Source organism: Mycobacterium sp. IEC1808 (assembly GCF_002101935.1).
In the GTDB taxonomy this organism is placed as follows: Bacteria; Actinomycetota; Actinomycetes; order Mycobacteriales; family Mycobacteriaceae; genus Mycobacterium.
In genome coordinates, this window is the sequence record NZ_LQPV01000020.1 from 61,000 (window position 1) to 85,220 (window position 24,221).

25 protein-coding genes are annotated in these 24,221 nt (G+C 70.9%); 10 read left to right on the forward strand and 15 right to left on the reverse strand.

Translation table 11 applies throughout. From position 1 onward, the window contains the following. The first annotated feature begins 307 nt into the window (after nt 1-307). Genes AWB92_RS13405 through AWB92_RS13415 form a run of 3 tightly spaced genes read left to right on the forward strand, consistent with a single transcriptional unit; the run spans nt 308 to nt 3,986 of the window. Nucleotides 308-2,656, forward strand: a complete 2,349-nt coding sequence (locus AWB92_RS13405; RefSeq protein WP_346962952.1) for a hypothetical protein — start codon at nt 308-310, stop codon at nt 2,654-2,656. A 14-nt stretch (nt 2,657-2,670) separates the two neighbouring features. Next, nucleotides 2,671-3,327 (forward strand): glycosyltransferase family 2 protein, encoded by a 657-nt coding sequence (locus AWB92_RS13410; RefSeq protein ID WP_085186238.1) that lies wholly within the window; start codon nt 2,671-2,673, stop codon nt 3,325-3,327. Beyond that, entirely contained in the window at nt 3,324-3,986 is a 663-nt protein-coding gene (locus AWB92_RS13415) for a DUF2064 domain-containing protein (protein WP_085186240.1), read from the forward strand. Before AWB92_RS13410 ends, AWB92_RS13415 begins: the two co-directional genes overlap by 4 nt. Nucleotides 3,987-4,243: 257 nt before the next feature. Here the strand turns inward: AWB92_RS13415 and AWB92_RS13420 are convergent, their stop codons facing one another. The 12 genes from AWB92_RS13420 to AWB92_RS13475 form a co-directional block, all read right to left on the reverse strand. Then, the gene (locus tag AWB92_RS13420; RefSeq protein WP_085186242.1) at nt 4,244-5,596 is read right to left on the reverse strand and encodes a hypothetical protein; all 1,353 of its coding nucleotides are present in this window, start codon (nt 5,594-5,596) and stop codon (nt 4,244-4,246) included. 14 nt (nt 5,597-5,610) lie between these two features. Then, nucleotides 5,611-6,687 carry an o-succinylbenzoate--CoA ligase gene (gene menE / locus AWB92_RS13425; RefSeq protein WP_241523448.1) on the reverse strand — a complete coding sequence of 359 codons (1,077 nt, stop codon included), beginning with the start codon at nt 6,685-6,687 and terminating at the stop codon, nt 5,611-5,613. Between the two features lie 68 nt (nt 6,688-6,755). Beyond that, nucleotides 6,756-7,061: a DUF3349 domain-containing protein gene (locus tag AWB92_RS13430; RefSeq protein WP_085186243.1), complete on the reverse strand. Its 306-nt coding sequence runs from the start codon at nt 7,059-7,061 to the stop codon at nt 6,756-6,758. Nucleotides 7,062-7,108: 47 nt separating this feature from the next. Further along, nucleotides 7,109-7,414, reverse strand: a complete 306-nt coding sequence (locus AWB92_RS13435; RefSeq protein ID WP_085186245.1) for a hypothetical protein — start codon at nt 7,412-7,414, stop codon at nt 7,109-7,111. Further along, nucleotides 7,411-8,628: an inorganic phosphate transporter gene (locus AWB92_RS13440; RefSeq protein WP_085186247.1), complete on the reverse strand. Its 1,218-nt coding sequence runs from the start codon at nt 8,626-8,628 to the stop codon at nt 7,411-7,413. The genes AWB92_RS13435 and AWB92_RS13440 overlap by 4 nt, the downstream gene beginning before the upstream one ends. A 115-nt stretch (nt 8,629-8,743) precedes the next feature. Then, nucleotides 8,744-9,133: a VOC family protein gene (locus tag AWB92_RS13445; protein WP_068109545.1), complete on the reverse strand. Its 390-nt coding sequence runs from the start codon at nt 9,131-9,133 to the stop codon at nt 8,744-8,746. A gap of 13 nt (nt 9,134-9,146) precedes the next feature. After that, nucleotides 9,147-9,770 carry a maleylpyruvate isomerase family mycothiol-dependent enzyme gene (locus AWB92_RS13450; protein WP_085186249.1) on the reverse strand — a complete coding sequence of 208 codons (624 nt, stop codon included), beginning with the start codon at nt 9,768-9,770 and terminating at the stop codon, nt 9,147-9,149. Between the two features lie 27 nt (nt 9,771-9,797). After that, entirely contained in the window at nt 9,798-10,694 is an 897-nt protein-coding gene (locus tag AWB92_RS13455; protein WP_085186251.1) for an SDR family oxidoreductase, read from the reverse strand. A 31-nt stretch (nt 10,695-10,725) separates the two neighbouring features. Further along, nucleotides 10,726-11,628, reverse strand: a complete 903-nt coding sequence (locus tag AWB92_RS13460; protein ID WP_085186253.1) for a 1,4-dihydroxy-2-naphthoyl-CoA synthase — start codon at nt 11,626-11,628, stop codon at nt 10,726-10,728. Further along, nucleotides 11,625-12,317, reverse strand: coding sequence for a hypothetical protein (locus AWB92_RS13465; RefSeq protein ID WP_085186255.1), 693 nt, complete (start codon nt 12,315-12,317; stop codon nt 11,625-11,627). The genes AWB92_RS13460 and AWB92_RS13465 overlap by 4 nt, the downstream gene beginning before the upstream one ends. Before the next feature lie 5 nt (nt 12,318-12,322). Further along, complete coding sequence (locus tag AWB92_RS13470) at nt 12,323-12,778, reverse strand: nitroreductase family deazaflavin-dependent oxidoreductase (RefSeq protein WP_085186314.1); 456 nt, start codon at nt 12,776-12,778, stop codon at nt 12,323-12,325. 10 nt (nt 12,779-12,788) lie between these two features. Beyond that, nucleotides 12,789-13,676 (reverse strand): aldo/keto reductase, encoded by an 888-nt coding sequence (locus AWB92_RS13475; RefSeq protein WP_085186257.1) that lies wholly within the window; start codon nt 13,674-13,676, stop codon nt 12,789-12,791. 80 nt (nt 13,677-13,756) lie between these two features. Between AWB92_RS13475 and AWB92_RS13480 the strand changes: the two genes are divergently transcribed. Beyond that, nucleotides 13,757-14,305 (forward strand): TetR/AcrR family transcriptional regulator, encoded by a 549-nt coding sequence (locus tag AWB92_RS13480; protein WP_085186259.1) that lies wholly within the window; start codon nt 13,757-13,759, stop codon nt 14,303-14,305. Between the two features lie 69 nt (nt 14,306-14,374). Here AWB92_RS13480 and fadD8 read toward each other — a convergent pair whose 3' ends face one another. Continuing rightward, the gene (gene fadD8 / locus AWB92_RS13485; RefSeq protein ID WP_085186262.1) at nt 14,375-15,979 is read right to left on the reverse strand and encodes a fatty-acid--CoA ligase FadD8; all 1,605 of its coding nucleotides are present in this window, start codon (nt 15,977-15,979) and stop codon (nt 14,375-14,377) included. A gap of 124 nt (nt 15,980-16,103) precedes the next feature. Here fadD8 and AWB92_RS13490 point away from each other — a divergent pair, with 124 nt between their 5' ends. Genes AWB92_RS13490 through AWB92_RS13515 form a run of 6 tightly spaced genes read left to right on the forward strand, consistent with a single transcriptional unit; the run spans nt 16,104 to nt 22,851 of the window. Then, nucleotides 16,104-17,708 carry an amidohydrolase gene (locus AWB92_RS13490; protein ID WP_085186264.1) on the forward strand — a complete coding sequence of 535 codons (1,605 nt, stop codon included), beginning with the start codon at nt 16,104-16,106 and terminating at the stop codon, nt 17,706-17,708. After that, on the forward strand, nt 17,705-18,676 hold the full coding sequence (locus AWB92_RS13495; protein ID WP_085186266.1) for an o-succinylbenzoate synthase: 972 nt from the start codon (nt 17,705-17,707) through the stop codon (nt 18,674-18,676). Before AWB92_RS13490 ends, AWB92_RS13495 begins: the two co-directional genes overlap by 4 nt. Beyond that, on the forward strand, nt 18,673-19,461 hold the full coding sequence (locus AWB92_RS13500; RefSeq protein ID WP_085186268.1) for an alpha/beta hydrolase: 789 nt from the start codon (nt 18,673-18,675) through the stop codon (nt 19,459-19,461). Before AWB92_RS13495 ends, AWB92_RS13500 begins: the two co-directional genes overlap by 4 nt. Nucleotides 19,462-19,493: 32 nt before the next feature. Continuing rightward, nucleotides 19,494-21,128: a 2-succinyl-5-enolpyruvyl-6-hydroxy-3-cyclohexene-1-carboxylic-acid synthase gene (menD, locus tag AWB92_RS13505; protein WP_085186270.1), complete on the forward strand. Its 1,635-nt coding sequence runs from the start codon at nt 19,494-19,496 to the stop codon at nt 21,126-21,128. Further along, complete coding sequence (locus tag AWB92_RS13510) at nt 21,125-21,667, forward strand: DUF3592 domain-containing protein (RefSeq protein WP_085186272.1); 543 nt, start codon at nt 21,125-21,127, stop codon at nt 21,665-21,667. Before menD ends, AWB92_RS13510 begins: the two co-directional genes overlap by 4 nt. Before the next feature lie 29 nt (nt 21,668-21,696). Beyond that, a complete protein-coding gene (locus tag AWB92_RS13515) occupies nt 21,697-22,851 on the forward strand; it encodes a glycosyltransferase family 1 protein (protein ID WP_085186274.1) in 1,155 nt (384 codons plus the stop codon). Between the two features lies 1 nt (nt 22,852). On the opposite strand, the gene AWB92_RS13520 is transcribed toward AWB92_RS13515, so the two are convergent. Together AWB92_RS13520 and AWB92_RS13525 are read right to left on the reverse strand one after the other, a co-directional pair. Next, the gene (locus AWB92_RS13520; RefSeq protein WP_085186276.1) at nt 22,853-23,677 is read right to left on the reverse strand and encodes an SDR family oxidoreductase; all 825 of its coding nucleotides are present in this window, start codon (nt 23,675-23,677) and stop codon (nt 22,853-22,855) included. Nucleotides 23,678-23,722: 45 nt separating this feature from the next. Beyond that, nucleotides 23,723-24,190: a MarR family transcriptional regulator gene (locus AWB92_RS13525; RefSeq protein ID WP_142282083.1), complete on the reverse strand. Its 468-nt coding sequence runs from the start codon at nt 24,188-24,190 to the stop codon at nt 23,723-23,725. Between the last annotated feature and the right edge of the window lie 31 nt (nt 24,191-24,221).

Genomic DNA, 24,221 nt, shown 5'->3' on the forward strand with positions numbered 1-24,221 from the left:
GCTGCTCTGACTCACGGTTCCCCCCGGGTGTCGAGGACGGCTTCTGGCGGCGCAACTTTGGCGGCGCGGCGGGGGAACCCCCTGCCGCATCGACCGCGTTGCTTACTTGGAAACATAATCTCCGTTCGGGCGACGCGGCAGTGGTGAGGACGTGTGCGTTTCCGGGGTGGCCGCCACGCGGTTACGCTGCGCTCACAGGCGAACACCGAAACCTCGTCGCCCGAATGACTGTTACCGCCGACGGTATCGCAGTGTAATGATGCCGGGACATGCTGGCTGTGGGGTAGCCGGCCGAAGGAGAGTCGGGATGGACGTCGTGCTGGGGGTCGCGGTCACCGGTCCTCGTGCCCGGTTGGCCCTTGTCGGTTCGGGCGCCGGCCTGATCGACGAGTCCGTCGTAGACCTTGCCGATCGCCCGATCGAGAAACTGACCGAGACGGTCGTCGGGACGAATCGGTTGCTGGCCGAGGAAAACCACCGGCTGCTCGCCACGCGGCTGTGCTGGTCGGATCTGCAGTGGGCCGAGCGGCTGCGGCGGGCGTTGGAGGACTCCGGCGTCCAGAACGTCGCCGTGCTGTCGGAAGCGCAGGCGCTGTCCGGGGCGGGCGCGCAGCCGCGCCCCGACGAGGACCCCACCGTTGCGCTGGCCCGCGGCGCGGCCTTGGCGGCCGGGCCCGCGGGGGACGCGACGGCGATGGCCCCAGCGGTCGGGTCGGCCGGGGACGCGACGGCGATGGCGCCCGCGGTCGGGTCGGCCGGGGACGCGACGGCGATGGCGCCCGCGGTCGGGGGAGTGCCTCCGGCCGGCCAGGTGGGAGCCGACCTGGCGTACTCGATGGCCGGGGAATCCGACCTGCTCCCGATGGAATGGCTGACGGAGCCCGAGGACGACGACGCCCAAACCGGCCCGGTGGGCCTTACCTCGCGACGGCTGGGGGCGATGGACGCAGTGCTCGGCGTCGCGGTGGCCGGTTCGATCGCCCGGTTGGCGCTCGTCGGGCCCGTCGGGGGCGGCTACGCGGCGATCAAGCACCTGGTGGTCGAGCTGCCCATCGAGCCGTTCGAAACGTTGATCCAGACGGTGACCGGCGCGCAGCAGGCGCTGGCCGCCGAGGGCCGCCATCTGGTCGCGACCCGGCTGTATTCGCCGGATCCCGCGCAGGCGGAGGCGTTTCGCCAGGCGCTGGCCGACTCCGGGGTTCGCGACGTCGGGGTGGTTTCGCAGCCCGACGCGGTGGCGGCGCTGCTGCGCACGGTCTTCCGCGGTGTCACCCTCCCCGGCGCCGTCGCACTCGTGGTCACCGCCGAGGCGGCGACGTTGGTCGCGCTGGGCGCCGCCGGTGCGGCGGACATCCTGGCCACCGCGGCCCTGCAGGGCGTGGACGCCGTCGCCGCGGCGGCGGACATGCTGCTGGACTGGCTGCAGTCCGCGCCGTTCGCCGTGAGCGCCGCCTACGTGCTGGGCACCCTGGAAAACCTGACCAGCCTGGCCGAGCGCATTCGCGCCCGATCGGCGTTGCGGGTCGAGGTGCTCGAGCGGCCCGAGTTCGCGTTCGCGCGCGGTGCGGCGCTGGCCGCCGGGTTGGCGCCCACCACGCCCCAGCCGCCGGTCACGGCGGGCGCGGCGACCGCGATGGCACCCGCGCTCGGGGTGCTCGGGGACGCGACGGCGATGGCCCCCGCGACCGCCGCCGCCGGGGAAGCGACCGGGATCGCCCCGACGTCCGGGCTGGCGGGCTCCGGCGGAGAGGAACCGCAGCTGGCGTACTCGCAGGCCGAGGACGCTGACCCGTTCGCCGGCGGGTTAGACGAGTACGGCGACTTCCCCGAAGACGCCGCGGATCCGGAAATGACCAGTCGGATGCCGCTGAGCCGACGGTCGCTGGTGCTCGGCAACGCCGTCATCGCCTTCGCCGTCGTGGGATTCGCGACACTGGCCGCCGCCGTGGCCATCGCCATCCGCCCGACCGCGAGCGCGCAGCCGGTGATTGGCCACCAGAACGCCGCGCCCGGCAAGTTCATGCCGCTGTTGCCGACGCAGCAGCAGGCGCCGGTGCCACCCCCGCCGATCGATCAGCCCAACGCGGGATTCCAGGGCGGCGTCATCCCGGACGCCAACGGCTACATCCCACCGCAGCTGGCGTCCCCCGGTTCCGCCCCGGTTGCCCCGGCGCCCGTTCCCGGTTTGATGCCCAACCCGGACGGACCGATGCCGTACCCGGTCATCGTCCCGTACCCGGGCTGGCGCCCGCCGTACAACCCGTACCCGCCCTATACGCCCCCGACGTACACGCCGCCCACGACGACGCCGACGACGCCGCCCACCACGCCGCCGACGACCCCCCCCACCACGCCGCCGACCACGCCACCCACGACGACGGAGGCGCCGGTGACTACGACGCAGGCTCCGGTGACCACGACGCAGGCGCCGGTTACGACGACGCAGGCGCCGGTGACGACGCAGGCTCCGGTGACGACGCAGGCTCCGGTGACGACGCAGGCTCCGGTGACGACGCAGGCGCCGCCGCCGACGAAACCGCAGACGCAGCAAACCATTCCGCCGCAGACGCAGCAGACCGTTCCGCATACCCAGCAGCCGGTGACCCCGCAGCAGCCGGTGACTCCGAAGCCGCCGCCGGCCACCACCCATCACTGATCGCGGCCCAGCGCATGCCCGACGACGCGGTCACGGTGGTGTTGCCCTGCCTCAACGAAGAGGAGTCGCTGCCGGGGGTGCTGGCGGCCATCCCCGCGGGTTATCGGGCGCTGGTGGTCGACAACAACAGCACTGACCAAACCGCCGCGGTGGCAACCCGTTTCGGCGCCCGGGTGGTCGCCGAGCCGCGAGCCGGCTACGGGTCCGCGGTGCACGCCGGCGTGGTGGCCGCGACGACCCCGATCGTCGCGGTCATCGACGCCGACGGCTCCATGGACCCCGCCGACCTGCCCCGGCTGGTCGCCGCGCTCGACCGCGGCGCCGACCTGGTGACCGGCCGGCGCCGGCCCGTGCCCGGGCTGCACTGGCCGTGGGTCGCCCGGATGGGCACCGTGGTGATGAGCTGGCGGCTGCGCACCCGCCACGGCCTGCCGGTGCACGACATCGCGCCGATGCGCGTCGCCCGGCGCGACGCACTGCTGAGCCTCGGCGTCGCCGACCGGCGATCGGGCTACCCGCTGGAACTGCTCGTCCGGGCCGCCGCGGCCGGCTGGCGCGTGGTCGAACTCGACGTCAGCTACGGCCCGCGCACCGGCGGCAAGTCAAAGGTCAGCGGTTCGCTGCGCGGCAGCATCACCGCGATCCTGGACTTCTGGAAGGTGATCTCGTGAGCGTCCTGCCGGTGACCGTCCTGGTGGTCGCCAAGGCGCCCGAGCCGGGCCGGGCCAAGACGCGCCTCGCGGCGACCGTCGGTGACCGCGTGGCCGCCGACATCGCGGCCGCCGCGCTGCTGGACACGCTGGACGCCGTGGCCGCCGCGCCGGTCGCGGCGCGGGTGGTGGCGCTGACCGGCGATCTCGGCGCTGCGGCGGGAGCGGCCGAGATCCGGCGACGGCTCGCGTCGTTCACCGTGATCGCGCAGCGCGGGGACGACTTCGCCGACCGGCTCGCCAACGCCCACGCCGACTCGGCGGACGGATACCCGGTACTGCAAATCGGGATGGACACCCCCCAGGTCACCACCGAGCTCCTGGCCGACTGCGCGCGCCGCCTGCTCGACGCGCCGGCCGTCCTGGGGCTGGCCCACGACGGCGGCTGGTGGGTGCTGGGCGTCCGCGCGCCGGCGATGGCCGAGTGCCTGCGCGGTGTGCCGATGTCTCGGCCCGACACCGGGGAGTTGACGTTGAAAGCGTTGCGCGACAACGGCATCGACGTGACATCGGTGCAACGCTTGGCCGACATCGACGTGGTCGACGATGTCGGCGCGGTCCGCGACGCGTGCCCGGCCGACAGTCGCTTCGCGCGGGTCACCCGCGCGGCCGGGCTGTAATGCGTGTGAATCCAGGGCTTTTCGTGTGAACCCTGGGCGGAAAAATCGCCGAAATCCCGCCCTGTATACACACGCAAAGCCGTCGGTTCACACGGAATGCCCTCAGCGCACACTCGCCGTGGCGGCCCCATCTTCCGCACGTTGCGTGTGAATCCAGGGCTTTCCGTGTGAATCCTGGGCGGGAAAATCGCCGAAATCACGCCCCAGATCCACACGGAAAGCCCTCAGTTCACACGGAATCACCAATTCACACGCAATCACCAATTGGTGACGATGACGGTGTTCACGACCAGCGCCCCGACGGCGTTGACCGCCAGCCACCACCGGTGTGAGCGCACCGGCAGCAGTGCGGGCGCCGCGGTCAGCCAGATGGTGAACGGCAGCCAGATGCGTTCGACCTCGGCCTTGCTCAGCATGGAAAGGTCCGCAAAGGCGATGGCGGCCAGCATCGCCAGCAGCACCAGGTGGAAGCCGGAGCGCCGGCGGATGGCGGACCGGTCGAACACCCGCGTCAGGCCGGCGACGCTGCCCAATCCGATCGCGCACACCACGCTGGCCAGGTTCGCCCACACCCAATACTGAAACGGCCGGTCCTTGGCAATGCCCTGCCAATAGCGTTGCTGCACAAGGGTATACCCGTCGAACCAATAGAACCCCGCGACGGCGAACGCCACCGCCACCGCTAGCGCGGCCAGCGCCGCGGGGCCGACCGCGCGCAGCGCCGCGCGCCAGTCGGTCGCCGAGACCAGCACCGCCAACGCCGGCAGCCCCAGCAGCATCAGGCCGTAGCTCAGGAAGACGCTCCACCCCAGCAGCAGGCCCGCGGCGGCGGCCACCAGCGCGGGGAACCGGACGTGGCGGCGCACCGCCACGGCCAACAGCGCCAGGCCCCACGCCGCGACCCCGGCGAAATAGCCGTCGGCCGAGACCGCGACCCAGATCGCCGTCGGGGCGACAGCGACGAACGGCGCCGCCCGCCGCGCGGTCTGCTCGTCGGCCAGCGCGCGCACCGCGACCACGACGGCCGCCGCGGCGCTGGAGCCGGCCAGCAGGCAGAGCAGCCCGGCCCAGGCGCCGCCGTGCAACCCGATCCGGTCCAGCCAGACGAACGTCAGGAGCGCGCCCGGCGGATGCCCCGACACGTGGGTCACCCACGAGTTCGGTTGGTAGTCGACGATGCGACTGGAGAACGTGCGCACCGCGGCGGGAATGTCGGTGATGCTGGGCACCTGCGACAGGTACTCGTCCCTGGTGGTCAGCCGCCCGGCGAAGCCGCGTTGCCAGCCGTCGATCATCGCCAGCGCGAACGCCCATGCGCAAGCGGTGGCCCACGTGCCCAGCGTCAGCGCCCGCCACGAAAGCCGTTGCGCCACACGGGGACCCCACACCACGGCGGCCAGTGCGATTAGGATGGCCGGCCCGGTTCCCCAGCTGGCGTGGATCTCCCACGCCCCGAAGATGGGCGTGGCCCCCGTGCGCGCGCCGAACCGCTCCTGGGCGACGTCCAGCCGCGGCCGAACCCCCCAGTGCAGGCGCGGCAGCACGAACGCCGCCGCCACCAGCACGGCCGCGAGCGCGACGGCAACTGACTCCCGTCGCGCGACCCTCACGGTCGCCCAGCCTATTAGTCCCTGCCGGAGAACCGCCGCACCAGCGCCGCGCGGTCGACCTTGCCGATGCCGCGCCGCGGCAGCTCGGCCACCACGTGCAGCTCGCGGGGCGCGGCGGTCGCGTCCAGGGAGTGGCTCACGTGGACCCGTAGCGCCTCGAGCGTCGGCGCGTCGCAGCCCTCGCGCACCACTATCGCGGCGACCACCCGCTGCCCCAGCCGGTCGTCGGCCAGGCCGAACACCGCGCAGTCGCCGACGGCGGGGTGGGTGCTCAGCGCGGCCTCGACCGGCTGCGGCAGCACGGTCAGCCCGCCGGTGCTGATCGCGTCGTCGGCGCGGCCCAGCACGGTCAGCACTCCCGTGTCGTCGATCGCGCCCAGGTCGTCGGTGTGAAACCAGCCCGGCTCGGCGAACGGGTCGGGCTCCACCGGGTTGCGATACCCCTTGGCCAGCGTCGCGCCGCCGAGGACAATGCGCCCGCCGGGCGCCACCCGCAGCGCCACGCCGTGCAGCGGGAGGCCGTCGTAGACACAACCCCCCGCGGTCTCGCTCATCCCGTAGGTGCGCACCACCGCGATGCCGGCCGCCGCGGCGGCGTCCAGGATCGGCCGCGGCGCCGGCCCGCCGCCGAGCAGCACCGCGTCCAATTCGGCGAGCGCGCCCGCGGCCGCCGGGTCGGCGAGGGCCTTGGCCAGCTGGGCGGCGACGAGCGACGCATACCGCCGGCCGGCCCCCAATCGCCGCACGGCAGAAGGCAATTCGGTCACGTCGAAGCCATGGGAGAGGTCCAGCTCGACGGGCGTCGAGCCGGCAAGCACGCTGCGCACCAGCACCTGCACCCCGGCGATGTGGTACGGCGGCAACGCCAGCAGCCAGGCGCCGGGTCCGCCGAGGCGGTCATGGGTGGCCGTCGCGCTGGCGGTCAGGGCGGCGGCGGTCAGCAGCGCGCCCTTGGGCGCGCCGGTGGTGCCCGACGTTGTCGCCACCAGGGCCACGTCGTCGTCGATGGGCTCACCCACCCGCAGGCCGGCCGACGTCCGGTCGTCGTCGAGCGGCAGCGCGACCAGCGCCGAATCGCGGCCGTCCAGCACCCGCTCCAGGGCGGGCAGCAACAACGGGGCGGCGGAGCCCGACGCGACGCGGAGCGCGCGCAGCAGGGCTATGCGGGGCCCTCCGCGGCGCCGCTGGGCTCGTCGAACGGCCAGCCGTGGGCGGCCAACCGCGCCCGCACCCGCTCCACGTCCTCTTCCGACGGCAGCTCGTCGGTGACTTTGCTGATCGCCACACCGATGTCGATGTCGTCGAAATCGCCGCGGTCCATCAGCTCCTGCGCCACCGCGATGACCTCGTCGTGGCCCAGCCGTCGGGTCAGCAGGGCCAGCACCGGAAAGGTGTCGGTCGGCGGGATGCCCTCCGGGTACCCCGCGCGCAGCCACGAGACGATCGAACTCAGGAATCCGTTCACTTCGCTATCCCTCCGCGCGGGGGTTCGGCTGTGTGGACGATTCGATCCTACTTGTGAGGTGGCTTTGCCCCGAGAAATGGCTGGCCCAGCTGGTGCGCGATGAAGTCGCGCGAGATGTAGAGCAGCGCGAACAGGATCACCGCCAGTACCACCGCGTAGATCAACCACGCGATGCCCAGCAGCACCGGGTTCTTGTGCGGCGGGCTGCCGTCGGGGCTGACCTCCCCGCTCCCGACCGCCTGGAACCGCAGCCCGAGGGCGAACATCCCCGGCAGGAACGCCCCGGCCAGCATGCTGAACACCAAAATCTTCAGGGACGCCTCGTAGTTGAACCAGTCGCTGAAGTGGCTCATGAGGGGTTCCCCGCGCTCACGGTGTCGTCGTCGGACCCCACCTTGGACCCCTTATCGGATGGCGGATGTTCGTCGCCCTCGAGGCCGGCAGTGAGGCTGCCTTCCCATTCCGCGTTGACGTTCTTGTGGTCGACCTTGACCCGCCGCGACCGGATGTAGATGGCGGCGGAGACCGCGACCAGCAGCCCGAAGCCGATGATCGCCCCGGGGTAGCCGCCGATGAGGTGGACGGTCCAGTAGGTGACCGCCCCGACCAAGCCGGCCAACGGGAGCGTGATCAGCCACGCGGTCACCATCCGGCCGGCCACGCCCCAGCGCACCTCGCCGCCGGGCTTGCCCAGGCCGCTGCCCATCACCGAGCCGGTGCAGACCTGCGTCGTCGACAGCGCGTATCCGAAGTGGGTGGACAGCAAAATGACTGCGGCCGAGGACGATTCGGCGGCCATGCCCTGCGGCGACTTGATCTCGACGAGTCCCTTGCCCAGGGTGCGGATGATCCGCCAGCCGCCCAGGTAGGTGCCCGCGGCCATCGCCAGGGCGCAACAGAGGATGACCCAGAACGGTGGCGACGACTCGGTCTTGCTGACCGCGCCGTACGACATCAGCGCCAGGAAGATGATGCCCATCGTCTTCTGGGCGTCACCCGTGCCGTGCGCCAGGGAGACCAGCGATGCCGATCCCCATTGGCCGTACCGGAAGCCCGCCTCGGTGCGCGAGGTGTCGAGGCCGCGGGTGACGCGGTAGACCAGCCAGGTCGCGATCGCCCCGACCAGGATGGCCAGGATCGCGGCGACGACGGCCGGGATCAGCACCTTGGACACCAGGCCCTTCCAGATCACCCCGTGCGAGCCGACGGCCGCGAGCGTGGCGCCGACGATGCCGCCGATCAGCGCGTGCGACGAGCTGGACGGGATGCCGAGGAGCCAGGTGAGCAGGTTCCAGACGATGCCGCCGACCAGGCCGGCAAACACCAGTTCCAGCGTCACGATGTGCCCGTCGATGAGGCCTTTGGCGATCGTGGCCGCGACGGCGGTGGACATGAACGCGCCCACCAGGTTCAGCACCGCCGACAGCGCGACAGCGGCCTTGGGCGCCAGTGCCCCACTGGCGATGGACGTTGCCATCGCGTTGCCGGTGTCGTGGAAGCCGTTGGTGAAATCGAAAGCGAGTGCCGTGATTACGACAATGATTAGGAGGAACAAATCGATGTTCACAGCGCCTGATTCTCGTAGTAGGGGGATTAAATTGTCGAACCCAGGAATGGCAGAAACGCAGGTGTACCTTGACTTGTCTTCTGATGTTAGCCGTTAGTTAACCGAACGTTCCCCCTCAGTCGCCGCGAGTATCGCGGCGCAGCGGATGGTCGCCGGGGACCTCGACAAAGATCAGCGTGATCCCGTCCGGATCGGTCACGTGCATCTCTCGCAAACCCCACGGTTCGCGCCGCGCCTCGCGGGCGATCGGAACCCCGCGGCCCTCCAGCTCGGCCTGCGTCGCCGCGACGTCGCGGACCTGCAGCCACAGCGCGCCGGGGAACGGGCCGCGGGAGTGGTCGGGCGAGCCGTAACCGGCCAGCTCCAGCAGGGACTGCCCCGCGAAAAACACCGTCCCCGCGCCATATTCGCGGGCTATTGCGAGGCCGATCTCGTCGCGGTAGAAGCTCAGCGACCGCTGATAGTCCGCCGGCCGGAGCAGCATCCGGCTGGCCAGGATCTCCATAGCCTCGTGTCTATCACGTGCATCGGCTGCGCAGCGTCGGAACGCCCGGGCCGGCGAGGTCGTCGCAGCCGGCGGCGCGGCCGGTGGTGGCCAGCAGCAGCGACAGCAGGGGGCCTTCGACGGGCTGCCCCTCCCCGTGGTGCCAGTCCTGGTCGGTCGCGGACAGCGCCAGCCCGGCGATGCGGTTCTTGGACCCCAGCAGCATGTTGGATCCCTTGTAGAAGTCGATCGCCTCGCGCACGGTGTCCGGCGGGTAGGTGTGCGGGATGCCCAGCGGGCGGCGGACGTCGGCGCCGTGCACCACCACCTCGCCCAGCCAGGAGGTCTTGGGGCCCGGCGGCGCGGAGGTGGAATTCTGCAATCCGCGGAACTCCGCCAGGGTGGCGCCCGGGTCGGCGCCGCGGTGCTTGGCGATCTGACCGTTGGCGAACTTGTCGAAGTTGAACCCGGCCTTGGCCAGCGCGAGGAAGAACGTGGCGGGGTTCAGCGAGGCCGTCGCCGACAGGTGCGCGACGACGTCGCGGACGGTCCAGCCCGCGCACAGCGACGGCGTATCCCATTGCGCCGGTGCCAGTTCGGCGAGGTCGCCGGCGAGCGCGCCGCGTTCCGCGGCGATGGTGGCCCAGAGATCAGACATGGCAACCTCCTTCAGGGCTGCGCCGGTTCAGGTATCCGCGTTTTGGTTGGGCTGGAGGGTTTGGCGCTGCATGAGCGTGTTGACCCAGCGGGGGCCGAAGGTGTCCAGCGCCTTGGCGGCGATCGCCATGCGCGGCGCGATCCGCACCGGGCGGGTGCGGGCCGCGGTGACCATCCACTCGGCGGCCTCCTGGGACGTGAGCGCGGGCATCCCGTCGTAGGCCTTGGTCGGTGCGATCATCGGCGTGGCGACCAGCGGGTAGTACAGCGTCGTGGAGTGGACGCCCCTTCGGCCCCACTCGGTTTCGACGACCCGGCTCACCGTCGACAGCGCGGCCTTGGAGGCGTTGTAGACCGAAAACAGCGGCGACGCCTCCGACAAGACCCCCCACGTCGAGACGTTGATGATGTGGCCGTCGCCGCGCTCGAGCATCGCGGGCGCGAACCCGCGAATCAGCCGCAGCGGCGCGTAGTAGTTGAGCACCATGGTCCGCTCCACATCGTGCCAGCGTTCCAGCGACTCGGCCAGGGGCCGGCGGATCGACCGGCCGGCGTTGTTGATCAGGATGTCGACGCCGCCGAGGCGCTTTTCGACGTCGGCCACCAGCGCGTCGACCGCTTCCAGGTCCGAGATGTCACAGGGGATCGGAATCGCGCTGCCGCCGGACTTCGCGATGCGGTCCGCCAGCGCCTCGAGCAGGTCCCCGCGGCGGGCGACGACGACCACGGTTGCGCCGGCGTGGGCCAGCTGTTCGGCCCCGGCCTCGCCGATGCCGGACGACGCCCCCGTCAGCAGGATCCGCTTGCCGTCGAGGTCGACCGGCTTGATCGCGGGCCGGTTGACCAGTATCTGCGGCGCTGCCGGCGGTCGCATGGTCGCCAGCACCAGCTGGTCTCTGAATCTGCTGAGGGGGCTCTTGCTCACGTGCGGAGTCTAGGCGGCGGCCCGAGGCCACCTAGAAGTAGCGCGGGAACGCGCTCCAGTCCGGCGGCCTCTTCTCCAAGAACGCGTCGCGGCCCTCCACGGCCTCGTCGGTCATGTAGGCCAGCCGGGTGGCCTCGCCGGCGAACAGCTGCTGGCCCACCAGCCCGTCGTCGAGCAGGTTGAACGCGAACTTCAGCATGCGTTGCGCCTGAGGGGATTTCGCGTTGATCTCGGCCGCCCACTGGATGCCGGTGCGTTCGAGGTCGACATGGTCGACGACCTCGTTGACCGCACCCATGTGGTGCATCTGCTCGGCCGTGTACGGCCGGCCCAGGAAGAAGATCTCGCGGGCGAACTTCTGGCCGACCTGACGGGCCAGATAAGCGCTGCCGTAGCCGCCGTCGAAGCTGCCGACGTCGGCGTCGGTCTGTTTGAAGCGCGCGTGCTCGCGGCTGGCCAGGGTGAGGTCGCAGACCACGTGCAGGCTGTGCCCGCCCCCGGCGGCCCACCCGTTGACCAGGCAGATGACCACCTTGGGCATGAACCGGATGAGCCGCTGCACCTCAAGGATGTGCAACCGGCCGGCGCGGGCGGCGTCGACGGTGTCGGCGGTCTCCCCGCTCGCGTATTGATAGCCCGACCGTCCCCGGATGCGCTGATCGCCGCCGGAGCAGAACGCCCAGCCGCCGTCCTTGGGCGACGGGCCGTTGCCGGTCAGCAGCACCACGCCCACGTCGGGGGACATGCGCGCGTGGTCGAGCGCCCGGTAGAGCTCGTCGACGGTGTGCGGCCGGAACGCGTTGCGCACCTCGGGGCGGTCGAACGCCACCCGCACTGTGGCGTCGGTGACGTGGCGGTGGTAGGTGATGTCGGTCAGGTCGTCGAATCCCTCGACGGGTCGCCAGGCCTGCGCGTCAAAAGGGTTGTCACTCAAGGCTGTTGAACTCCGTCCTTGCTGATGGTGAGGTCGCCGCAGCTGATGGTCTGCGCCGAGATCACCGCGGGGTCTTGCGCGGAGGTGGCCGCCACGGTGTCGGACTTTCCGATGGTAGCCAGCGTGCCGTTGAGGTTGATCTCGGTGCGCCGGACCGTCCACTGGCCGTCCTGGTTCAGGGCCTGCAGCCCGACCAGGTGCCGGCCGGGCGACGGTGGGCCGAGGTCGCTGCAGCCGATTCCGGTGCCGTTGCCGCGCAGGTTCGCCAGGTCGAACAGAAACGGCGCGCCCTGGTTGTCGGCGGCGGCCTGCAGTCGGCAGTCGGCGAACACGTAGAGGCGCGCGCTGCGGCCGTCGCTGACGATGATCTGGTGCTGCCCGTCCTGCTGTGCGTCGAACGCCAAGGCGCTCAACGGGATTGGGCTCGCCGAGGCAATCTCTACGCCGGAGTTCGCGCCGCTCGCCGTCGTGACGCCGGCGACTCGGGCGGTGCGGCCGCCGTCGCGAAACTGCCCGACCCACAACGTGTCCGGCTGGCCGTCCCAGTCGATATCGCCGACCTTGCGTTGTGCGGCGCCGGACGGGGGTGGGTCGCCGCCGGGCGCGCAGCCCGTCGCGGCGAAAGACCGCGCCGGGGGCACGCCCAACGCGGCGACCAGCAGCGTCACCACCAACAGCACGCGCCGCATCGCGACTACACCGGGTCCAGCCGGAACACCGCGCACCGGCCGGCCAGGGCTTCGAATTCCTCGGGGCGACCGTCGATCACGAGTCCCGCCCGCTTCATGAAGCCGACGCCCGTCGGCACCTCGGTCGGGAAGGCGCGCAGGATCGGCCGCGCGTCGCCGGGCGACAACTCCACCATCCGCACCTTTTGGACGCGTCGCCCGCGGACCACAGTCGCCTGCCCGGCGGCCCGCGCGTTGGCGACCCAGTCGGCGCCGGGAAACCCGGCGACGACGAACTCGTGCCCGTCGACCGTCATCGGGGTCACCGGTGTCGACCGGTCGCGGCCGGACTTGCGCCCCTTCACCGTCAGCACGACCGGGCTCTCGCCCCCGAAACTCATTCCCAGCCGCGACATCCGGATGAAGAGCTTGTTTGCCGGCTTCAGCCACCACGGCGGCCGGACCCGTTCGACGCTGCCCACGGCAGCGACGTTACCCGCCGGGTCGCGCCTCGAGCCGCGCGAGTACGTCGGCACCCAGCGCAATGTCCCCGGCGCCGAGGTTCTCCTCGAGGTGCGCCACCGATCGCGTCCCTGGGATGAGCAATGTGTTGGGGGAGTGGGCCAGCAGCCATGCCAGCCCGATTTGAGCTGGCGTAGCGCCGATTTCGCCGGCGACCTCGACCACCACCGGGTGGTCGGTGACCTTGGGCAGGCCCGGGAACGCCGACCCCAACGGGAAGTACGGCACCCACGCAATGCCCTCCGCCTTACACAGGTCGAGGGTGGCCTCCTGCGAGCGGTCGAGGAGGCTGTAGGCGTTCTGCACGCAGACGATGCCCGCCGACAGCGCCCGGCGCACCACGTCGAGCGGCACGCTGCTGATGCCGATCGCACCGATCTTGCCCTCGTCGCGCAGTGCGATCATCTCGGCGAGTTGGTCGTCGAGGTCGACGTCCTGGTCGCCCGCGGCGGCCGCCGAAGGCCCGAGGTCCATGCGCCGCAGGTTGACCACCGGGACGCAATCCAGGCCCAGCTGGCGCAGGTCGTCCTCCACGGCGGCGCGCAACTCGGCGGGCCGCTGCGCGGCGGTCAGGGGCATGGGCTGTTCGCCGGTGTAGCGCGCGCCGACCTTGCTGACGATGACCAGGTCGTCGGGGTAGGGGGCCAGGGCCGCGCGGATCCGGCGGTTCACCTCGCCCGGGCCGTAGAACGACGCGGTGTCGATGTGGTTGACGCCGAGTTCGACCGCGCGGCGCAGCACCGCGTTAGCGTCCTCGTCGGAGACCGCCTCGAACAGTTGCATGGCGCCGTAGCCGATGCGGGCGACCGTCGACTTGCCGATGTCGCCGACGCCGCCGGGCTGGGGTTTGTCCGTCATGGTGCTCCTCGTGCCACACTGATAGGAATACGGAGGACCCTCCGCTTATTCGAGCCTAGCAGAACCGGAGGAACCTCCGCTTGGTCGAGTCCACCCGATCCGACGCCCGCCGGAATCGCGAAAAGCTGCTCCAGGTGGCGACCGTGGCATTCGCGAACGCGGACGGACGGCCGGTGTCGCTGGAATCCATCGCGCGAGACGCGGGCGTCGGGATCGGCACGCTGTACCGGCATTTCCCCAACAGGGAGGCCCTCGTCGAGGCGATCTACCGCGCAGAGCTCGCCGAAGTGGCCGCGGCCGCCGAAGGTCTGCTCAACCGGCATCCGCCCGAGCAGGCCCTGCGGCGCTGGATGGACCGCTACGCGAGCTTCGTGGCCGCCAAGCGGGGGATGGCCGAGTCGCTACACGCGATCTTCGATTCCGGCGCGATGGAACCCAGTCAGACCCGCGACCGCATCGTCGGCGCCGTGGACACGCTGTTGCGCGCCGGTGCCGAGGACGGGAGCCTGCGCTCCGACGTGCCGGCCGACGACGTGGTGTCGAGCCTCATCGGCATCTTTCTGGCCAGCGGTTCGCCGGAGCAGACAGCCCGCATGCTGGACCTTTTGGTCGCGGGCGTGTCCGCCTAACTCGTCGCTGCCCGGCCAGCCGGGCGCTCGGAGTCGACTGCCCGGCCTACCGGGCGCTCGGCGAAAGAACTAGCCCACCGCGCGGCCGGCGCCCTCCCAGAACTGCGCCCGCACGGCCTTCTTGTCCGGCTTGCCCAGCCCGGTCAATGGCAGCGCGTCGACGACCACCACCCGCTTGGGTGACTGCACCGAGCCCTTGCGGTCCTTGACCGCGGCCTGGATCTCGGCGGTCATCGCGTCGATCGCGTCGTCGTCGCGCGGCGCGTCGGCGCGCAGCACCACCACGGCGGTGACGGCCTCGCCCCACTTCTCGTCGGGCGTGCCGACCACACACACCTGCGCGACGGCCGGATGCTCGGCGATCACGTCCTCGACCTCGCGGGGGAACACGTTGAAGCCGCCGGTGACGATCATGTCCTTGACCCGGTCGACGATGAAGTAGAAGCCGTCCTCGTCCTCGCGGGCCATGTCCCCGGTGTGCAGCCAGCCGTCTTTGAAAGTCTTCGACGTCTCGTCAGGCAGATTCCAATAGCCGCCGGCCAAAAGCGGTCCGCTGACACAGATTTCGCCCGGCTCACCCTGCGGCACCGGCTTGCCGTCGGTGCCCAGCAGCGCCACCCGGGCGAACAGGGTCGGGCGCCCGCACGACGTCAGCCGCTTCTCGTCGTGGTCGGCCTTGGCCAGGTAGGTGATCACCATCGGGGCCTCGGACTGCCCGTAGTACTGGGCGAAAATCGGGCCGAACCGCCGGATCGCCTCGGCCAGGCGCACCGGGTTGATCGCCGAGGCGCCGTAGTAGACGGTCTCCAGCGACGACAGGTCGCGGGTGTGCGAATCGGGGTGGTCCATCAAGGCGTAGAGCATCGACGGCACCAGCATGGTCGCCGTAATGCGTTGCTCTTCAATGACTTTCAGCACCTCGGCCGGGTCGAACTTGCTCAGCACCACCATTTCGCCGCCCTTGACGACCGTGGGCGTGAAGAACGCCGCGCCGGCGTGCGACAGCGGCGTGCACATCAGGAACCGCGGGTGCTCGGGCCACTCCCACTCGGCGAGTTGGATCGCCGTCATGGCGGCGATGTTCCCGGTGGTCCCGATCACGCCCTTGGGCTTGCCGGTCGTCCCGCCCGTGTAGGTCAGGCCGCCGATGTTGTCCGGCGGCAGGTCGGCGACCACCAACGGCTTCGGCTCGTACTTCGCCGCCTCGGCCGACAGGTCGACGGCCACCCCGCTCAACGCCTCGGGCACCGGGCCGATGGTCAGGATCTGCTTGAGCGACGGCACCTTTTCCAGCAGGCCCAGCGCGCGCTCCGTGAACATCGGGTTGGGGTCGATGATCAGCGAGCTCACCCCGGCGTCGGTGAGCACGTACGCGTGATCGTCGAGCGAGCCGAGCGGGTGCAGGGCGGTGCGCCGATAGCCCTGGGTCTGACTCGCGCCGAGGATCATCAGCACCTCGGGGCGGTTGAGCGACAGCAGCCCGACGGTGACACCGGTGCCCGCGCCCAGCGCCTCGAACGCCTGCGTGTACTGGCTGATCCGCTCGGCCAACTGACCACCCGTCAGCGTGGTGTCGCCAAGAAACAGCACCGGCCGGTTCTTGTGGCGCTTGAGCGCTCCCACCAAAAGGTGGCCGTTGTGGGTCGGGTTGCGCAACAGGTCGTTGTCACTCATAGGGGCAAGACTAGAACGTGTTGCAATTCGGGTGGGCCGGACCCTCCGACCCGACGGCTCGGATGGTGGCGACCCGCTTCGTCCGGCTCCGCCGCACTCGCGATCGCCACTAGCATTCCTGCTCATGGCCGTCGCAGACCTCGTCGTCACCGGGACCGTGCTGACCGTCGACGACGCGCGGCCCACGGCCGAGGCGCTGGCCGTGGCCGGCGGCCGGATCGTCGCCGTCGGCACCCGCGCGGAGGTCGAGCCGTTCATCGGCCCCGGCACCCAAAGCGTCGAAATCGGAGACGGCTGCGTCATGCCGGGATTCGTTGAGGCGCACGGCCACCCGCTCATGGAGGCCGTGGCGCTGTCGGACCGGATCGTTGACATCCGGCCGGTCACCGTCCCAAAGGCCGACGACGTCGTCGCCGCGATCCGCGCGGAGGCCGCCGCACGGGGACCGGCGGGCGCCTACCTGAACGGCTGGGATGCCCTGCTGCAGCCCGGGCTCCCGCAGCCGACGTTGGCGTGGCTCGACGAGATCGCTCCCGACGGGCCGCTGGTGATCATCCACAATTCCGGGCACAAGGCCTTCTTCAATTCGCGTGCCGCCCGCCTCAACGGACTGACGCGGGACACCCCGGACCCCAAGGGCGCCAAATACGGCCGCGCCGCCGACGGGGAACTCGACGGCACCGCCGAGGAAATCGCCGCGGTGTTTCCTTTGCTGGGCGGCGCCATCCAGGCCGACAGCTACCCGGCGATGCTGCTCGCCGAATGCGCCCGGCTCAACCGGGCCGGGCTGACCACCTGTTCCGAGATGGCGTTCGACCCGCACTTCGGGCCCCTGATCGAGCAGCTGCGCGGCCAACTCACGGTGCGGCTGCGCACCTACGAGGTGTCCAACCCGCAGATGTCCACCACCGCCACCCCGGGCCAGGGCGACGACATGCTGCGCCAGGTCGGCATCAAGATCTGGGTCGACGGCTCGCCGTGGATCGGCAACATCGCCCTGTCGTTCCCGTACCTGGACACCGACGCCACCCGCACCATCGGGGTGCCGCCCGGTTCCTGCGGCTGCGCCAACTACACCGCCGAACAGCTCACCGAGATCGTCGGCGCCTACTACCCGTCGGGCTGGCAGATGGCCTGCCACGTGCAGGGCGACGCCGGCGTCGACACGATCCTGGACGTCTACGAGGAGGCGCTCAGGCGGCATCCGCGCGACGACCACCGGCTGCGCCTCGAACATGTCGGCGCCATCCGGCCCGAGCAACTTCGACGGGCGGCCGATCTCGGCGTCACCTGCAGCATCTTCGTCGACCAGATCCATTATTGGGGCGACGTCATCGTCGACGGCCTGTTCGGCCCCGAGCGCGGATCCCGTTGGATGCCGGCGGGTTCCGCGGTGGCCACCGGCATGCGGATCTCGTTGCACAACGATCCGCCGGTGACGCCCGAGGAGCCGCTGCGCAACATCAGCGTCGCCGTGACCCGTACCGCGCCCAGCGGCCGGGTCCTGGCGCCCGAGGAGCGGTTGACCGTCGAACAGGCGATCCGCGCGCAGACCATCGACGCCGCCTGGCAGTTGTTCTCCGACGACGTCATCGGCTCGCTGGAGGTCGGCAAGTACGCCGACCTGGTGGTGCTGTCGGCCGACCCGAGAACGGTGCCGCCCGAAGAGATCGCCGACCTCGAGGTGCGCGCGACGTATCTGGCGGGCCGCCAGGTCTACGGCCAGTGATACCCGCGCTCGAGGACGTGCTGGACCGCCTGCACGTGGTCGCGCTGCCGATGCGGGTGCGCTTTCGCGGCATCACCACCCGCGAACTCGCGCTGATCGAGGGTCCGGCAGGGTGGGGCGAGTTCGGCGCCTTCGTCGAATACGAGCCGCGCGAGGCGGCGCACTGGCTGGCGTCGGCCGTCGAGGGCGCGTACCGGCCGCCGCCGCCGGTGCACCGCGACCGCATCCCGATCAACGCGACCGTGCCGGCCGTCCCCGCCGCCCAGGTCGGCGAGGTGCTGGCCCGGTTTCCCGGGGCGCGCACGGCCAAGGTGAAGGTCGCCGAGCCGGGGCAGACCCTGGCCGACGACGTGGCGCGGGTCAACGCGGCCCGCGAGCTGGTTGCCACCGTGCGGGTGGACGCCAACGGCGGCTGGAGCGTCGAGGAAGCCGCCGCGGCGGCGGCCGCCCTGACGGCCGACGGCCCGCTGGAGTACCTCGAGCAGCCCTGCGCGACGGTCGGCGAACTCGCCGCCCTGCGCGCTCAGGTCGACGTGCCGATCGCGGCCGACGAAAGCATCCGCAAGGCCGACGACCCGCTGGCCGTGGTCCGCGCCGGCGCCGCCGACATCGCGGTGCTGAAAGTCGCCCCGCTGGGCGGTATTTCGGCGCTGGTGGCCATCGCCGCCCAGATCCACATCCCGGTCGTGGTCTCCAGCGCGCTGGATTCGGCGGTGGGCATCGGCCATGGCCTGACGGCCGCCGCTGCGCTGCCGCAGCTCGGCCACGCCTGCGGGCTGGGCACCGGCGGGCTGTTCGTGGAGGACGTCGCGGACGTCGCCCCGCCCGCAGATGGCTACCTGCCCGTCGGGCCCGTGACGCCGGACCCGGCGCGGCTGCGGACGCTGGCCGCGCCGCCCGAGCGTCGGCAGTGGTGGATCGACCGGGTCAGGGCCTGCCATCCGCTGCTTGTACCGTCGTCCGGATGATCAATCTGGCTTACGACGATCGCGGCTCCGGTGAGCCCGTCGTCTTCATCGCCGGCCGCGGGGGCGCCGGGCGCACCTGGCACCCGCATCAGGTCCCCGCGTTTCTGGCGGCCGGGTACCGCTGCATCACCTTCGACAATCGCGGGATCGGCGACACGGAGAACGCCGAGGGATTCACGACGCAAACCATGGTCGCCGACACAGCCGCGCTGATCGAATCGCTGGGCGCCGCCCCGGCGCGGGTCGTCGGGGTGTCCATGGGCGCGTTCATCGCGCAGGAACTCATGGTGGCGCGGCCCGAGCTGGTCAGCTCCGCGGTGCTGATGGCCACCCGCGGCCGCTTGGACCGCGCGCGCCAGTTCTTCCACGAGGCCGAGGTCGAGCTGCACGCCTCCGGGGTCACGGTGCCGCCCCTGCTCGACGCGAGAAACCGTCTGCTGGAAAGCTTTTCGCGCAAGACGCTCAATGACGACGCTGCCGTCGACGACTGGATCGCGATGTTTTGCACCTGGCCGGTCAAGCAGACCCCGGGACTACGCACTCAGATGTACGTCTCCCCGCAGACCAACCGGCTGTCCGCCTACCGCAGCATCGCGGCGCCGGTGCTGGTGATGGGCTTCGCCGACGACATCGTGACGCCGGCCTACCTGGGACGGGAGGTCGCGGACGCGATGCCCAACGGCCGCTACCTGCAGATACCCGACGCCGGGCATCTGGGGTTTTTGGAGCGGCCGCAGGCCGTCAACACCGCGGCGCTGCAGTTCTTCGCCAGCGTGCGGGCCTGAGCCGTCCCCGCCGGTTGTGACACGCTGTAGGAATGAACCCCTCGACGACCCAGGCCCGCGTCGTCGTTGACGAGCTGATCCGCGGCGGCGTCCGCGACGTGGTGCTGTGCCCCGGGTCACGCAACGCGCCGCTGGCATTCGCGCTGCAGGACGCCGACCGCGCCGGGCGCCTGCGGCTGCACGTCCGCATCGACGAGCGCACCGCCGGCTACCTGGCCATCGGGCTGGCGATCGCGGCGGGCGCGCCGGTGTGCGTCGCGATGACGTCGGGCACCGCCGTGGCCAACCTGGGTCCCGCGGTGGTCGAGGCCAACTACGCCCGGGTGCCGCTGATCGTGCTGTCGGCCAACCGGCCCTACGAGCTGCTGGGCACCGGCGCCAACCAGACCATGGAGCAGCTGGGCTACTTCGGCACCCAGGTCCGCGCCACCATCAGCCTGGGCCTGGCCGAGGACGGTCCCGAGCGGATGGATTCGCTCAACGCCACCTGGCGATCGGCCACCTGCCGAGTGTTGGCCGCCGCCACCGGATCTCGCACCGCCAACGCCGGCCCGGTGCAGTTCGACATCCCGCTGCGCGAACCGTTGGTGCCCGATCCCGAACCCCACGGCGCCGTGGTCCCGCAGGGCCGGCCCGGCGGCAGGCCGTGGACCTACACGCCGCCCGTAACGTTCGACCAACCGCTGGAGATCGACCTGTCGCCCGACACGGTCGTCATCGCGGGGCACGGCGCGGGCACGCACCCCAACCTCGAGCAGCTGCCCACCGTCGCCGAGCCGACCTCATTTTCCGGCCGCCCGGTGCCCAACCCGCTGCACCCCCTGACGCTGCCGCTGCTGCGCCCGAAGCAGGTGATCATGCTGGGGCGCCCGACGCTGCACCGGCCGGTGTCCGCGCTGCTGGCCGACCCGCAGGTGCCGGTCTACGCGCTGACCACCGGGCCCCGCTGGCCCGACGTCTCCGGAAACTCGCAGGCCACCGGCACGCGGGCCGTCACCACCGGCGAGCCGCACCCGGCGTGGCTGCACCGCTGCGCGGAGATGAACCGGCACGCCAACCGGGCCGTCCGCGACCAGCTCGAGGCGCACCCGCTGACCACCGGGCTGCACGTCGCCGCGGCCGTGGCCGACGCGCTGCGCCCCGGTGACCAGCTGGTGCTCGGCGCGTCCAACCCGGTCCGCGACGCGGCGCTGGTGGGCCTGAACACTCACGGCATCAAAGTGCGGTCCAACCGGGGGGTCGCCGGCATCGACGGCACCGTATCCACCGCCATCGGGGCGGCTTTGGCGCATGACGGACGCACCGTGGCGCTGATCGGCGACCTGACCTTCGTGCACGACAGCTCCGGCCTGTTGATCGGCCCCACCGAGCCGACGCCGCAGCGGCTGACGATCGTGGTGTCCAACGACAACGGCGGCGGCATCTTCGAACTGCTCGAGCAGGGCGACCCGAGGTTCTCCGACGTGTCCTCGCGGATCTTCGGCACCCCGCACGACGTCGACGTAGGCGCGCTGTGCCGCGCCTATCACGTCGAGAGCCGCCAGATCGAGGTCGACGAGCTTGCCGCGGCCCTCGACGACCCGGCGGCGGGCATGCGGGTGCTCGAGGTCAAGGCGGACCGCTCGTCGCTGCGGCAACTGCACGCGGCCATCAAGGCCGCCCTGTGATCAGTCCAAAAGCGTTGCTGCACATACTCATTCATGGACGCAGCGACTCGCCCCCGAAAACGCGGCCCAGGATTGCGTTGCGCTGGTTGCGGATCGCGGTGTTGATCGTCACCGGGCTGGTGACGTTGCAGTCGCTGCTACTGGTGGCCGGGGCGTGGCGTGACGACCTTGCGATCCGACATCACATGGGGGTGGCGCAGGCGGAGGTGCTCAGCGCGGGGCCGCGCCGCTCCACCATCGAATTCGTCACACCCGACCGCGTCACCTACCGGCCCGAGCTCGGCGTGCTGTATCCGTCCGAATTGGCCACGGGCATGCGGATCTACGTCGAATACAACAAGAACGACCCGAATCTGGTTAGGGTCCAGCACCGCAACGCCGGGCTGGCGATCATTCCCGCGGGATCCATCGCGGTGGTGGCCTGGCTGGTCGCCGCGGCCGCTCTGAGTGGGCTTGCGCTGCTGGACAGGTGGCTGGACCGCCGCGCCGCGGCGCCCGACCAGCAAATTTCGCACGACGTATTCCCAGAGGCAACCTAATCGACAGGCGACGCTGCGATCGTGGTGTCGTGCGCGTTGCAATCGTCGCCGAGTCCTTCCTCCCCAATGTCAACGGCGTCAGTAACTCAGTGCTGCGTGTCCTGGAGCACCTGCGTCGCACCGGCCACGAAGCCCTCGTCATCGCCCCCGACAACCCGCCGGGTCAGCCGCGGGCGGACCGCATTCACGACGGCATCCGGGTGCATCGGGTGCCGTCGCGGATGTTCCCCAAGGTGACCACGTTGCCGCTCGGGGTTCCCATGCCCCGAATGGTGAGCGTGCTACGAGGATTCGATCCCGACGTGGTGCACCTGGCCTCCCCGGCGCTGCTCGGGTACGGCGGGGTGAAGGCGGCCCGCTGGCTGGGCGTGCCGACGGTCGCGGTGTACCAGACCGACGTGCCGGGTTTCGCTGCGAGCTACGGCATTCCGATGACGACGCGCGCGGCGTGGGCCTGGTTTCGTCACCTGCACAGCCTGGCCGACCGCACGCTGGCGCCGTCCAGCGTGACGATGGATTCGCTTGTCGCCCATAGGTTCCCGCGGGTGCACCGGTGGGCGCGCGGCGTCGACGTGCTGCGGTTCGCGCCGTCGGGTCGGGACGAGGCGCTGCGGCGGCGGTGGTCGCCGACCGGCAAGCCGATCGTCGGGTTCGTGGGCCGGCTCGCTCCGGAGAAGCACGTCGAGCGGCTGGTCGCGCTGAACGCCAACGATTCCGTTCAGGTCGTCATCGTCGGCGACGGCGTCGACCAAGCGAAACTGCAATCCGCCATGCCCACAGCGGTTTTCACCGGCGCGCTGTACGGCGAGGAACTCGCCGCCGCGTACGCCAGCATGGACGTCTTCGTACATCCCGGTGAGCACGAGACGTTCTGCCAAGTCGTGCAGGAGGCGCTGGCATCGGGGCTGCCGGTGATCGCCCCCGACGCCGGGGGGCCGCGCGACCTCGTCGCCCCGTACCGCACCGGTCTGCTGTTGCCCGTCAACGAATTCGAGGCGCGGCTGCCTGCCGCGGTGGAGCACCTGATCGCCGAACGTCACCGCTACGCGCCGGCCGCGCGGCGCAGCGTGCTCGGGCGCAGCTGGCCGGTCATCTGCGACGAGTTGCTCGGCCACTACGAGGCGGTGCTGTCGCCCTTCGCCCGGCGGCGGATGTTCGCGAAACGCTACGCGCAGGGGCAGTGAGCTACCCCTGCGCCAGCTCCGCGACGGGCTGCCACTGCTCCCAGTTGCGTAGCCGGCTCTCGTAGTCGGCCTTCGCCGTTTGCAGCGGGCTGGCGCCGAAGAACACCCGCAGTGGCGGCTCTTCGGCGTCCACCACTTTTAGCAGCGCGGCCGCCGAGGCGGACGGGTCGCCCGGGCTGGCCCATCGCTTGCTGCGCTCGGCCTGGACGGCGGCGCGAACCTCGTCATACGCCGGCAGGGGCTCGGAGTGCTTGGCCGACGCCCCGGCCCAGTCGGTGTCGAAGCCGCCCGGTTCGACGAGCGTGACGTGGATGCCGAACGGCGCGACCTCTTGGGCCAGCGCCTGCGAGAAGCCCTCCAGTGCCCACTTCGAGGCGTGGTAGATGCCGACCAACGGGAACGCGGTGATGCCGCCGATCGAGGACACCTGGATGATGTGCCCGCTGCCCTGCTCCCGCAGGTACGGCAGCGCGGCCTGGGTGACCCACAGCGCGCCGAACACGTTGGTCTCGATCTGGTCGCGCGCCTCTTGCTCGGAGAGCTCCTCGATGAAGCCGAAGTGGCCGTAGCCGGCGTTGTTCACGACGATGTCCAGGCGCCCGAAGTGATCATGCGCCCGCTTGACCGCCGCGAAGTCCTCGTCGCGATCTGTGACGTCCAACTGGATCGGCAGTAGTGCGTCGCCGTACTTGTCGACCAGGTCGTCCAGTGTCGCGATGTTGCGTGCCGTCGCGGCGACCTTGTCGCCGCGCTCCAGCGCGGCGATTGCCCAGTCTCGTCCGAAGCCTCTTGATGTACCGGTGATAAACCAAACTTTTTCGCTCACGCAGCCCTATAACGCATTCACCGGCGTCCCATTCCCGCGCTGCCGCTACGCCTTGATCGGTGTCTTCGTCGTGTCCTCGAGGAACTTCGTCAACAGCCGATCGAACTGCTGGAGCTCGGCCGCCGACCAGCGCGAAAGCGCCCGGGCCAGGTGCTCCCTGCGCACCTCGTGCAGCGATCCCGCGGCGCGTTCGCCGTCCGGCGTCGTCGCGATCACCGAGACGCGCCCGTCTCTCGGATCGGCGCGCCGCGTCACGAGCCCCGCGTCGGCCAGCGCCCGCACTCGGCGAGTGGCCATCCCCACGTCCATGTGCGCCATGGTCGCCAGGCGCCCGATCGGCAGGGGGCCCTCGTCGATCAACACGCGAAGCAGCATGTAGGACGGCTGGGACAGCTCGGTGTCCGCCGCCGACGCCTGCCGCGCGAACGCCGAACGACTCACGCTGAGCCGCACGACTCGCGAAAGCGCAGCGCTGATGGAATCCACGGAGTCCAGCTTGGGCGCGTACGTCACAGCCGCCACGGTATCAAAGACATACTTGACA